This is a genomic window from Pseudomonas sp. 910_21, assembly GCF_052850735.1.
This window is the reverse complement of record NZ_VXCY01000010.1, coordinates 78731-90316: the sequence shown is the minus strand read 5'-3', so window position 1 is coordinate 90316 and position 11586 is coordinate 78731. Positions and strand designations below refer to the sequence as shown.

Annotated in this window: 13 protein-coding genes; 4 read left to right on the top strand and 9 right to left on the bottom strand. The window is 63.1% G+C overall.

The features are described from left to right. Positions 1-21: 21 nt before the first annotated feature. On the bottom strand, positions 22-813 hold the full coding sequence (locus tag FW796_RS27250; protein ID WP_346635625.1) for a YfaP family protein: 792 nt from the start codon (positions 811-813) through the stop codon (positions 22-24). Positions 814-1180: 367 nt separating this feature from the next. Between FW796_RS27250 and FW796_RS27245 the strand changes: the two genes are divergently transcribed. The 4 genes from FW796_RS27245 (at position 1181) to FW796_RS27230 (ending at position 6333) form a co-directional block, all read left to right on the top strand. Further along, the gene (locus tag FW796_RS27245) at positions 1181-1423 is read left to right on the top strand and encodes an exodeoxyribonuclease VII small subunit (protein WP_025129353.1); all 243 of its coding nucleotides are present in this window, start codon (positions 1181-1183) and stop codon (positions 1421-1423) included. Beyond that, entirely contained in the window at positions 1420-2307 is an 888-nt protein-coding gene (ispA, locus tag FW796_RS27240; protein ID WP_346635624.1) for a (2E,6E)-farnesyl diphosphate synthase, read from the top strand. The genes FW796_RS27245 and ispA overlap by 4 nt, the downstream gene beginning before the upstream one ends. Positions 2308-2419: 112 nt before the next feature. Continuing rightward, entirely contained in the window at positions 2420-4321 is a 1902-nt protein-coding gene (dxs, locus tag FW796_RS27235; protein WP_346635623.1) for a 1-deoxy-D-xylulose-5-phosphate synthase, read from the top strand. A gap of 119 nt (positions 4322-4440) precedes the next feature. Then, complete coding sequence (locus FW796_RS27230; protein WP_446440382.1) at positions 4441-6333, top strand: TonB-dependent receptor plug domain-containing protein; 1893 nt, start codon at positions 4441-4443, stop codon at positions 6331-6333. A gap of 71 nt (positions 6334-6404) precedes the next feature. Here FW796_RS27230 and FW796_RS27225 read toward each other — a convergent pair whose 3' ends face one another. The 8 genes from FW796_RS27225 to ribH all read right to left on the bottom strand — a co-directional run bounded on the left by FW796_RS27225 (position 6405) and on the right by ribH (position 11575). Further along, a complete protein-coding gene (locus FW796_RS27225) occupies positions 6405-7202 on the bottom strand; it encodes a cobalamin-binding protein (protein WP_446440381.1) in 798 nt (265 codons plus the stop codon). Continuing rightward, positions 7202-7621: an MFS transporter gene (locus tag FW796_RS27220; RefSeq protein ID WP_123724334.1), complete on the bottom strand. Its 420-nt coding sequence runs from the start codon at positions 7619-7621 to the stop codon at positions 7202-7204. The genes FW796_RS27225 and FW796_RS27220 overlap by 1 nt, the downstream gene beginning before the upstream one ends. Continuing rightward, a complete protein-coding gene (gene ribA, locus FW796_RS27215; RefSeq protein ID WP_060841299.1) occupies positions 7618-8235 on the bottom strand; it encodes a GTP cyclohydrolase II in 618 nt (205 codons plus the stop codon). Before ribA ends, FW796_RS27220 begins: the two co-directional genes overlap by 4 nt. Positions 8236-8348: 113 nt before the next feature. After that, the gene (locus FW796_RS27210; protein WP_346635620.1) at positions 8349-9107 is read right to left on the bottom strand and encodes an ABC transporter substrate-binding protein; all 759 of its coding nucleotides are present in this window, start codon (positions 9105-9107) and stop codon (positions 8349-8351) included. 10 nt (positions 9108-9117) lie between these two features. After that, on the bottom strand, positions 9118-9621 hold the full coding sequence (locus FW796_RS27205; RefSeq protein ID WP_123724332.1) for a phosphatidylglycerophosphatase A family protein: 504 nt from the start codon (positions 9619-9621) through the stop codon (positions 9118-9120). Next, positions 9618-10583 (bottom strand): thiamine-phosphate kinase, encoded by a 966-nt coding sequence (gene thiL, locus FW796_RS27200; protein ID WP_346635619.1) that lies wholly within the window; start codon positions 10581-10583, stop codon positions 9618-9620. Before thiL ends, FW796_RS27205 begins: the two co-directional genes overlap by 4 nt. Before the next feature lie 18 nt (positions 10584-10601). Further along, a complete protein-coding gene (gene nusB, locus FW796_RS27195) occupies positions 10602-11102 on the bottom strand; it encodes a transcription antitermination factor NusB (protein ID WP_011063734.1) in 501 nt (166 codons plus the stop codon). Then, complete coding sequence (gene ribH / locus FW796_RS27190; RefSeq protein ID WP_003228649.1) at positions 11099-11575, bottom strand: 6,7-dimethyl-8-ribityllumazine synthase; 477 nt, start codon at positions 11573-11575, stop codon at positions 11099-11101. The genes nusB and ribH overlap by 4 nt, the downstream gene beginning before the upstream one ends. Positions 11576-11586 lie beyond the last annotated feature (11 nt).

Below are 11586 nucleotides of genomic sequence, written 5' to 3'. Positions count from 1 at the left end.
TTCATCCGTGGTGCGGGATGTTCAATAGTTGAAAGACTTGACCAGCAACAGGTCGCCGATGGCCCGCATGGGCACGATAAAGGTCTCGCGTTTCTCATCGACGGTGTTTTCGTTAAGGATCAGGTTGATCTGCGAGGTGATCACCTCGTTCTGATTGCTGCCTTCGTCGAAGTTGTACCCGCCACTGCCGAAGTTGCCCCAGTAGTTGACGTAGATCAGATAGGTGCCCCGCAGCGGCGCGGTCATGGTGAACATTTCCGGGCCCGGCCCGTCGACCCCATCCGGGTCCAGGCCGCCGCCGTTGGTCAGGCCGGGATGACCGAAGAACGCGTGCTGACCGTCCGGGGTGATGATGTGCATGTCCAGCTCGGCCTTGGGATCGTCCCAGCCCAACACCACGCGAATGCGCGGGGGCGTCTTGTTCTGATTGGCCTCATAGAACTGCACGCGCTTGAGGGACTTGCCCTCGGAGCTGCGCACTTCGACGCTGTTGGAGCCGGCGCCAAAGGCATAAGGGCGAGCGAAGCGGCCCTGTTCGTCGGTGTAGAGGTTCAGCGGATTGCCGTTGACCGACAGACTGTGGGGCTGGCGCAGATGACCTATGGCCTTGAGCTGGCCCTCGATCAGGGTGCGATTGCGTTGAATGCCGCGGTCGATGGGCGGAGTCGGATAGGCCACTCGGTCCTGCTCGGTACGGTCCAGCAGTCCGGAATAGCGCCAGCCGCCCAGGGGTTCCTGAAGTTCGGCGGAAGGTCCGGCGAACGCCGCCCCGGCCACCAGCAAGGTCAGCAGAAGGGAGGATAAAACGCGCATGTAGTGCGTCCTGCCATGCATGGGAAAACCCTGGCGCCAGATCCTCGGCGCGGCTGCAAATATTCAGAAAGAATGCCCGGCGACAAAGGGCGTTGGAAAGGCCGCAGATTAGCGACTTGGCGCCTGTTGCACAATTGGCGAAAAGGGATTTTGCGAGGGAATTGGCAATGCCCTGAAACCCGCGCCACAAGTGCCATTACGGCGACATCACCGTGCTCAGTCCTGTGAGCTGCAAGTCTTGCCGGCGCCCCTCAATCCATCCTTGCGCAGCCCCCGTCAACAGCACGCCAGCGAGCGCTTCTCATTTGCCCGAAACCCCGGTGTCTGCTAGTGTCGCGCCGGTTTAACGTCAACCGGGATAGCCGCCATGGCCCGCAAAAAAGCTGCCTTAGATTTCGAACAATCCCTCGCCGACCTGCAAACCCTGGTCGAGCGTCTGGAGAACGGCGAGCTGTCGCTGGAAGACTCGTTGACCGCCTTTGAACAAGGCATTGGCCTGACCCGTGACTGCCAGGCTGCCCTGGCCCAGGCCGAGCAGAAGGTACAGATCCTCCTCGAGCGCGACGGCGAACTGGCGGAACAACCCTTCGATGCGGAACAAGCAGAATGATTACCGCCTATCAGGCCAGCAGTCAGGCCCGCGTCGACGCTGCAATGCATACCCTGTTCACCGCCCCAAGCCCCGAACTTGCCCGCCTTTATGAAGCCATGCGCTACAGCGTGATGAATGGCGGCAAGCGTGTGCGCCCGCTGCTGGCCTATGCCGCCTGCGAGGCCCTGGGCGGCCAGCCCGAGCAAGCCAACGGCGCCGCCTGCGCGGTGGAACTGATTCATGCCTACTCCCTGGTCCACGACGACCTGCCGGCCATGGACGATGACGATCTGCGTCGCGGCCAGCCCACCACCCACAAGGCCTTCGATGAAGCCTGCGCGATCCTCGCCGGTGACGGCCTGCAAAGTCTGGCCTTCAGCGCCCTGCTGGACCCGGGCCTGAGCGACGCCAGCGCCGAGATCCGCCTGCGCATGGTCACCACCCTGGCCCAGGCGGCGGGCCCGGCGGGCATGGTGGGCGGCCAGGCCATCGACCTGGGCTCGGTAGGACTCAAGCTCGACCAGCAAGCCCTGGAATACATGCACCGGCACAAGACCGGCGCGCTGATCGAGGCCAGTGTCATCCTCGGCGCACTGGCCAGTGGCCGGGCCGAGAAAGACGAACTGAAATCCTTGCAGACCTACGCCCAGGCCATCGGCCTGGCATTCCAGGTGCAGGACGACATCCTCGACGTCGAAAGTGATACCGCGACCCTGGGCAAACGCCAGGGCGCCGACATCGCTCGGGACAAACCGACCTACCCGGCACTGCTGGGCCTGGCCGCAGCCAAGGAGTACGCCCTGGAATTGCGGGACCAGGCGCTACACGCGCTGCGTCCGTTTGACGCAGCGGCCGAGCCTTTGCGCGAGCTGGCGCGGTATATCGTCGAGCGCCGCAGCTGATCGGCCCCCGATAGCCGGACCGCATATCGGCCAAGTTCGGCGCTCTGCGTGGGCAGCTTGCGATGCATAAGGTAAACTGCCGCCTCTTTCTATACCTATAACGATTCGCCTGATGCCCACGACGTTTCATGAGATTCCCCGCAAACGCCCGACCACGCCGCTGCTCGACCGTGCCCAGACGCCGGACGGCCTGCGCCGGTTAGGTGAAGCCGAGCTGGAAACCCTGGCCGATGAGTTGCGCCTGGAATTGCTCTACACGGTCGGCCAGACCGGCGGGCATTTCGGTGCCGGTCTTGGGGTCATCGAGCTGACCATCGCGTTGCATTACGTGTTCGACACCCCGGACGACCGGCTGGTGTGGGACGTGGGTCACCAGGCGTATCCGCACAAGATCCTCACCGGGCGCCGCGAGCAGATGGCCAGCCTGCGCCAGAAAGACGGCCTGGCCGCTTTCCCCCGGCGCTCCGAGAGCGAGTACGACACCTTCGGCGTCGGCCACTCCAGCACCTCCATCAGCGCTGCCCTGGGCATGGCCATCGCCGCCCGCCTGCAGAACAGCGAGCGCAAGGCCATTGCGGTGATCGGCGACGGCGCCCTGACTGCGGGCATGGCCTTCGAGGCCCTGAACCACGCGCCGGAAGTGGACGCCAATATGCTGGTGATCCTCAACGACAACGACATGTCGATCTCGCGCAATGTCGGCGGGCTGTCCAACTACCTGGCCAAGATCCTCTCCAGCCGCACCTACGCCAGCATGCGCGAAGGCAGCAAGAAAGTGCTGTCGCGCCTGCCCGGTGCCTGGGAAATCGCTCGCCGCACCGAAGAATATGCCAAGGGCATGCTGGTTCCCGGCACCCTGTTCGAAGAGCTGGGCTGGAACTACATCGGCCCTATCGATGGCCACGACCTGCCGACCCTGATCGCCACCCTGCGCAACATGCGTGACCTCAAGGGTCCGCAGTTCCTGCATGTGGTGACCAAGAAGGGCAAGGGCTTCGCCCCGGCGGAAGTCGATCCCATCGGCTACCACGCCATCACCAAGCTGGAGCCGCTGGACGCTCCGGCCGCTGCGCCGAAGAAGACCGGCGGGCCCAAGTATTCCGCTGTATTCGGCGAATGGCTGTGCGACATGGCCGCTGCCGACCCACGCCTGGTGGGCATCACCCCGGCGATGAAGGAAGGTTCCGACCTGGTAGCCTTCAGCGAGCGATTCCCACTGCGCTACTTCGACGTGGCGATTGCCGAGCAGCACGCGGTGACCCTGGCGGCCGGCATGGCCTGCGAAGGCGCCAAGCCGGTGGTGGCGATCTATTCGACCTTCCTCCAGCGCGGTTATGACCAACTGATCCATGACGTGGCGGTACAGAACCTCGATGTGCTGTTCGCCATCGACCGCGCCGGCCTGGTGGGCGAAGACGGCCCGACTCACGCCGGCAGCTTCGACCTGTCCTACCTGCGCTGCATCCCCGGCATGTTGGTGATGACCCCAAGCGACGAGAACGAGCTGCGCAAGATGCTCAGCACCGGCCACCTGTACAACGGCCCGGCAGCGGTGCGTTATCCACGGGGCAGCGGCCCCAATGCGCCGATCGACAAGGACCTGGAACCGATCGAGATCGGCAAGGGTGTAATCCGTCGCCAAGGCAAACAGGTTGCGCTGCTGGTGTTTGGCGTACAACTGGCCGAAGCCCTGCAAGTGGCCGAGAAGCTCGATGCCAGCGTGATCGACATGCGCTTCGTCAAACCCTTGGACGAAGCCCTGGTCCGCGAAATTTCCGGCAGTCACGAACTGCTGGTGACCATCGAAGAGAACGCCATCATGGGCGGCGCCGGTGGTGCAGTCAGCGAGTTCCTGGCTCGTGAGAACATCCTCAAGCCGATCCTGCACCTGGGCCTGCCGGATGCCTACGTCGAGCACGCCAAACCGGCGCAGATGCTCGCCGAATGCGGCCTCGACGAAGCCGGCATCGAAGCTTCGGTACGCCAGCGCCTGGAACTGCTGGGCCTGGCTTGATCCACAGCGGCTACCTGTAGCCGCTGCTGCACGCCCGCCATGCGGGCGGCGCTTTTGCTCCCTTCCTTATCCGGCTTCACACACTGCGGCGAAGGCCGAGCCGCGCTAACGGAATAGCCATGAAACTTTCTCGCCTGGCCCTGCCGCTTTTCCTGCTGCCCTGTGCCGAACTCTTTGCCGACACCCCCGACCGCGATCAAGCGCTGAAACTGCCCGAGATGCTGATCAGCGCCAACCGCCAGGTGGAGGCGCGCAACGACAGCAGCGCCGCCAACACCGTGTTCACCCGGGAAGACATCGACCGCCTGCAGCCCAGTAGCCTGACCGACCTGCTGCAACGGGTGCCCGGTGTGCAGGTCGCGCGCAGCGGTGGTCGCGGCAGCCTGCCGGGCATCTATCTGCGCGGCACCGGATCGGCCCAGAGCCTGGTGCTGGTGGATGGCCAGCGCATCAGCAGCTCATCTTCCGGCGACAGCAATCTGCAGTACCTGAATGTCCAGCAGATCGAACGAGTGGAAGTGCTGCGCGGCTCACGCTCAGTGATCTATGGCAGCGACGCGATTGGTGGAGTGATCCAGATCTTCACCCGGCGTGGCGCCCAGCAAGGTCTGCAAGGACGCATGCATGTGGGATTCGGCAGCAACCAGACCTGGGAACGCAGCCTCGGCCTTTCCGGCGGCGATGAGCGTACCCGCTTCAGCCTCGGCGCCAGCCTGGATGAAACGGCGGGGATCGACTGGACCCATGAGTCGTTCCCCAGCGATACCGACCATGACGGCTACCGCAACAAGTCGTTGAGCTTCACCCTCAGCCACGCGCTGAACGATGATTTGGAGGTAGGCTTCAACCTGCTGGATAACCGCGGCCGCGCTCGCTACGACAACCCTTTCGGACGCTACGACTCAAGCTACAACGTCTTCGCCCAGGATCCTTACACCGACTTCAGTGTCAGCAGCGTCAGCGGCTATCTCGACGCGAACCTCAATGACTACTGGAAATCGCGGCTAGAGCTCGGACATAGCGAAAACCGCGACCTCAAACGCGACAAGCTCAGCGACGAACGTAGCGTATTCAATACCTACCGGGACTCGCTGAACTGGCAGAACGATATGCGCCTGGACGAGGACAACAGTCTGATCCTCGGCGCAGACTGGTACGAAGACCGGCTCAATACCAGCCCGGCACAATTTGCCGAAGACAGCCGCTGGAACCGGGCAGCCTTCATCCAGCATCGTTTTCACAGTGAAAGCTTCTCCACCGAACTGGGTTTGCGCCGTGACCAAAACCAGCAATATGGCAGCCAGAACACTTGGAGCGGCACCTTCACCCTGCCGCTTAACCCGGACAATGACCTGCTGCTGTCCTACAGCGAAGGCTTCCGGGCGCCCAATTTCAGCGACCTGTATTACCCCGGTTTCAGCAATCCCGATCTCAAGCCTGAGCACTCCAAGAGCTATGAACTGCAATGGCGTAGCCAGCTGACGCAAAGCAGCCGCCTGGAAGCCTCGATCTACCGAACCGATATCAAAGACGCGATTATTTATGACCGTGTTGCGCAGCGCCCGGAAAACGTTGGCGCAGCAAGGATCAATGGTTTCGAGGCGGCCCTGAAACAGGAGCTGCTCGGCTGGCAAACCAGCATCGGTACCGCAATCATCGATCCACGCAACCGCAAGAATGGCCATCAACTGCCGCGCCGTGCCCGCCGCACCTTGAGCCTGGACCTGGACCGACAGTTCGACCCATTGGCGTTCGGTGCCAGCTGGCAACTGGTAAGCAAGAGTTATGAAGACCTGAGCGTAAAAAAGCAGGTGCCTGTGGGCGGCTACGGCCTGTTCGGTCTGCGCAGCAGCTGGGCACTCAAACGGGAGCTAAAGCTGGACCTGAAACTCGACAATGTCTTCAACAAGTCCTATACCCGCGAGCTCTACGAATACAACGGCAACGGTTACGGCTACCGCGAAGAAGGCCGCACCTGGATGCTCGGCGTGACCTGGACGCCTGAGCTGTAAGGTCCGCCGCCTTCGCTGGCAAGCCAGCTCCTACACCGACCCCGTAGGAGCCGGCTCGCCGGCGAAGGGGCTCAGCGCTCGGGCGCGATCAAGGCACAGAGCTTGGCAGTCGCTGCAATCATCTGCCCACTGGGCCGCTCCAGGCCCTTGTCCCGCACCAGCAACAACCGCCCCTGCTGCACCGCCGTGATCTGCGGCCAGGCCATCCAGGCATCCAGCTGCCCCTGGACGGTGGCCAGGATCGCCTGCGGATTGCGCTGCAACACCGACTCGATACTGACCTGGGGCGCCGGCAGCGGCTGGTCGGCAAACACATTGCGCGCCCCGCAGACGCTCAAGGCTTCGCTGATGATCTGCCCACCGCCCACGGTGTACAGCGGCGAGTCCCAGACCTGATGGAACACCGGCAACGGCGGTTCACGGTGATAGCGGGCGCGTAATCCGGCCAGTTGCCGGTTCAACTCGGCGGCCAGTTCGCGGCCAGCCACCGGGCGACCCAGACGCTCGCCGATCTCGGCGATCTGCGCGGTCAGCTGCTGAAAGTCATGAGGTTCGGCGACAAAGGTAGGGATTCCCAGGCGCGCCAGTTGGTCGCGCTGAGCCGGACCAACACTGCCCGGCCAGAGCAACAGCAGGTCAGGTTTGAGGCTCAGTAAGCGCTCGATATCCAGTTGGCCGTAACGCCCCACCGAAGGCAGGTCCTTGAGCGACGCTGGCCGTTCACCAGCGTCCAGTACGCCCACCAGCAACTCGGCAGCCCCCAGCTCCACGACGATTTCCGAGAGCGACGGCGCCAGGCTGACCACTCGCTGCGCAGCCTGCACCGGAGCGCTGGCCAACAGGCAGAAGACCGCCAGCCAGCGCAGCATCAGCCCAGTTGACGCGGAATACGGTAGAGGTAGAACAGCACCGCAGTGGACAAAGCCAGGAGCATCAAGGGCACCGCTTCAAGGCCGACGAATACCGCCAGGGCACCGACCCAGGCCGGCAGCGAAGCCGCCAGAAAGGCCACCCGCCGGCTGGCCGCCAAGTGAATCCAGGCTGCCGGTTCCTCAGGCGTATCCAGGGCTTTCTGAGTAGCAATCAGCGCGTGCTTGTAGCCGCCGAAGAAACGCAGGCTGACGAACATCGACGCCACCCCGGCAATGAAGAACGGCATCGCCAGCACCGGCAGGATGGGTTCGCCCTGGCCGAACAGCGCGTTGATCACAAACAACGGCACCAGGCCCAGGGCCAGGTACTGCCACCAGCTTACGGTCAGACGCCGCTTGACTTGACCCCGAGTCACGCGCGGTCGACCTCGCCCTGATGCTCATTGCCCATCATGTGGTCAAGCTTGCTGGCCTTGGTCGCCAGGTACAGTTTGTTATGGGGGTTGTGGCCCGTGTGCAGCGGAACCCGCTCGGCGACCTGGATCCCCATGTCGGTCAGTGCCTTGACCTTGCGCGGGTTGTTGGTCATCAGCCGCAGGGACTTGACCCCCAGATGCTCGAGCATCGGCAGGCACATGGCGTAGTCACGCTGATCCGCAGCGAACCCCAGGCGCTCATTGGCTTCCACAGTATCGGCGCCACCATCTTGCAGCTCATAGGCACGGATCTTGTTCAGCAAGCCAATACCGCGACCTTCCTGGCGCAGGTACAGCAGCACCCCGCGACCTTCCCGGGCGATGGCCCGCAGGGCAGCTTCCAGTTGCGAACCGCAGTCGCAACGCTGGCTGAACAGGGCGTCGCCGGTCAGGCATTCGGAGTGCAGGCGACCGAGAACCGGCGCGCCATCGGCGATGTCCCCCAGGCTGAGCACGACGTGCTCGCGACCGGTGGCTTCATCGAGAAAACCATGCATGGTGAATTGCGCAAAAGGCGTAGGCAGCTTGGAAGCGGCAACAAAAACGACGGGCACTGTTGTGCTCCTGATCTGTATGAGGACTGGAGATTCGCAGAGGCGGCATTGTAACAGCAGCCTCCACTGCACGCTTAGGCTGAATTATCGGAGATAAAGATCGATAAGTTTGATCAACGGACCGCCGGTTGCAGCCCACTATCAAAGGGATAAGGCTGCTTCCAGCGCAGGAAGATCGGCCGCAGGACACCGTCTTTCACCAATTGCTCCATGCGCCGGTCGTACAAGGAAAGCAGGGCCCGGCCACGAGGATTGTCGGCAAAACCCAGGTACAGCGGCAGCTCGGCGAGGTGGGTACGCTTGAACCGGCTCGGCTCCGCAGCTTGTCCGAGTACGTAGTCGATCTCGGTCTGGGCATCGATGTAATAGTCGGCACGGCTGTACAGCAACATCGGCAGGATGCCGATGCGGCGACGAATTTCGTTGTAGCGGCGAACATTGGGCAGGTAGTCCTGGTACTTGTAACCACGAACCCAGACCAACCGATAGCTGCCCAGGTTCGCCAGGGTCAGCTCGGGATTGCTGGCCAGGCCCAAGGCGTAGATATGGTCGGTGTCGTAGTTCCAGCGCGGATACAGCACACCCGCGGATTCACCACGATAGGCTCCTACCTGCGCATCCACTTCACCGCGCTGCACCAGCCCCACTGAACGGGTGTAGGGCACGCTGCTGCGTTCGACGAGGATGCCCTGGGGTTCGAATACCTCCCGCAGGATGTCCCAGGCCAAGCCCTTGCCATCGGCTTCGGTGTAGTCGTTCCATTCCTCGCTGGCGATGCGCACTTGTTGGGGCTGCGCCTGCAACTCGCCGGCCCGAACGCCAGAGCAGCTCCAGACCACCAGCAACACCAGCAGCGCGCGGCAGAACCCCATGCCTAACCCCTCAGCTGAAACACCACACCAGCCCTTGCATCGCCAACCAGGCAAACACCCCGGCCAGCACATCATCGAGCATGATGCCGACACCGCCATGGACATGCCGGTCGACCCAGCGAATCGGCCACGGTTTGAGAATGTCGAAGAAGCGAAATACCAGGAACCCCGCCAACAGCCAGTACCAACCCTCGGGCACCAGCCACAGGGTGATCCACATGCCGACCATCTCGTCCCAGACGATGCCTTCGTGGTCATGGACCCGCAGATCGTCGGCGACCTTGCCGCACAGCCAGAAGCCAAACAGCATGGTGACGCCGAGCATCAGCCAGTAGCCCCAGTCCGGCAACATCTGCCACAGCGGGATAAAGGGTAGCGCAACCAGCGAGCCCCAGGTGCCCGGCGCCTTGGGCAAAGTGCCGGAGCCAAAACCGAAGGCCAGGAAATGCCAGGGATTACGCCAGACCGACGGCGGCACGAACTCCGCCGGGACCTGCTTGGGATGATCTGTCACGGTGTCTCCGGAAAGTGTTGATAACCCCGGGTGCCGGGGGTGATGTCCTGGCCGCCGGCGTCCAGCAGGGTCACACCCTGCCCGGCCACCACTCGCCCCACCACCTGCACCGACCAACCGGCCGCCAACAGCGGCGCTAGTTCGGCAGGCGGCAAGGTAAAGGCCAGTACATAGTCGTCGCCGCCACTCAAGGCCGCCGCGCGGGCACCCTGTTCGCCAAGAAAGCTCAACAATGCCGGGGACAGTGGCAGTTTCTCCACCTCCACCTGCAAGGCGACCTTCGAAGCGGTCGCGATATGCCCGCAATCGGCCAGCAGGCCATCGGAGATATCCAGGGCCGAAGTGGCCTTGCCCCGCAGTGCCTGGCCCAGAGCCAATTGCGGCTGCGGTGACCAGTAGTGGGCCAACAAGGGGGTGGCGATGGTCGCATCAGCACTGCGCTGGCCCAGTACCAGTGGCAAGGCCCCGGCGGCATTGCCCAACTCACCGCCGACACACAGCAAATCGCCGGCTCGGGCACCACTGCGGGTCAGGGCAAGACCGGCAGGCACCCGCCCGAATACCGTCAGGGTCAAGGTCAGCGGGCCGCGAGTGGTGTCACCACCAATCAGGCGCACGCCGCAATTCTGGGCCATGGCGTTCAGACCGCAGGCATAGGCCTGCAGCCAATCGGTGCTTACCGTCGGCAGGGTCAGGGCAAGGGTAAAGGCCAGCGGGGTGGCGCCCATGGCAGCCAGATCGCTGACAGCCACCGCCAGTGAGCGTTGGCCTAAAAGATAGGGGTCGCAGGGATCGGCGAAATGCACACCGGCCACCAGGGTGTCGGTGGAAATCGCCAACTGCTCGCCAGGAGCAACCGCCAGCAAGGCGCAGTCGTCGCCGATCCCCAGGGCAACACCTTCGCCGCCTTGCGCACAAGGCGCGGCAGCGAAGAAGTTACGGATCAGCTCAAACTCGCCCATGGCAGCTGCAAGCGCGGTTCAGCGCTTGAACGCCTTCACTTCAGCTTCACGCAGGCGCGGGGCCAGCTTGTCGAGAACACCGTTGACGAACTTGTGGCCGTCGGTGGAACCGAAGACCTTGGCCAGTTCGATACCCTCGTTGATCACAACGCGGTACGGCACGTCGACGCGCTTGAGCAGCTCCCAGGTGGACAGCCGCAGGACCGCCAGTTCAACCGGGTCCAGCTCATCGATGGCCAGGTCCAGGCAAGGCACGAGCGCGGTGTCGATCTCGTTCTTGTTGGCCGGAACCCCGTGCAGGATTTCACGGAAGTAGGCGCCGTCGATGTCAGTGAAATCGTTGTCGACCCGAAACTGCGCTTCGATCTCGTTCAGCGAATGCTTGGCCATGTGCCACTGGTACAGCGCCTGGGTCGCGAGCTGACGGGCTTCGCGACGCTTGGCGCTCTTGGATGGCTTGCCGGCGTTTGCAGGCTTGGGATCGCGCGGGTTGAAACGATCGCTATCGTCGCTAATCACTTGGCCTCCAACTGCGCCAGCAGGCTGACCATTTCCAGGGCGGACAAGGCAGCTTCGGCCCCTTTGTTACCGGCCTTGGTGCCGGAACGTTCGATGGCTTGCTCGATCGAGTCAACGGTCAGTACGCCGAAGGCCACTGGCACGCCGAACTCCATGGACACCTGGGCCAGGCCCTTGGTGCACTCGCCGGCCACGTATTCGAAGTGCGGAGTACCGCCACGAATGACCGCGCCCAGGGCGATGATCGCCGCGAACTCACCTTTCTGTGCGACTTTCTGTGCAACCAACGGAATTTCGAAGGCGCCAGGAGCACGGATGATGGTGATGTCGCTTTCGCTCACGCCATGGCGAACCAGCGCGTCAACCGCGCCGCTGACCAGGCTTTCGACGACGAAGCTGTTGAAACGGCCGACCACCAGGGCATAGCGGCCTTTAGGGGCGATGAAGGTACCTTCGATGGTCTTCAGGGTCATTCGACAAATCT

Excerpts from the sequence above, each read along its gene's own strand:
- thiL (WP_346635619.1), bottom strand. The coding sequence starts at position 10,583 with ATGGGCGAGTTTGAGCTGATCCGTAACTTCTTCGCTGCCGCGCCTTGT.
- ispA (WP_346635624.1), top strand. The coding sequence starts at position 1,420 with ATGATTACCGCCTATCAGGCCAGCAGTCAGGCCCGCGTCGACGCTGCA.
- FW796_RS27210 (WP_346635620.1), bottom strand. The coding sequence starts at position 9,107 with ATGGGGTTCTGCCGCGCGCTGCTGGTGTTGCTGGTGGTCTGGAGCTGC.
- ribH (WP_003228649.1), bottom strand. The coding sequence starts at position 11,575 with ATGACCCTGAAGACCATCGAAGGTACCTTCATCGCCCCTAAAGGCCGC.
- FW796_RS27225 (WP_446440381.1), bottom strand. The coding sequence starts at position 7,202 with ATGCTGCGCTGGCTGGCGGTCTTCTGCCTGTTGGCCAGCGCTCCGGTG.
- FW796_RS27245 (WP_025129353.1), top strand. The coding sequence starts at position 1,181 with ATGGCCCGCAAAAAAGCTGCCTTAGATTTCGAACAATCCCTCGCCGAC.
- FW796_RS27230 (WP_446440382.1), top strand. The coding sequence starts at position 4,441 with ATGAAACTTTCTCGCCTGGCCCTGCCGCTTTTCCTGCTGCCCTGTGCC.
- FW796_RS27250 (WP_346635625.1), bottom strand. The coding sequence starts at position 813 with ATGCGCGTTTTATCCTCCCTTCTGCTGACCTTGCTGGTGGCCGGGGCG.
- dxs (WP_346635623.1), top strand. The coding sequence starts at position 2,420 with ATGCCCACGACGTTTCATGAGATTCCCCGCAAACGCCCGACCACGCCG.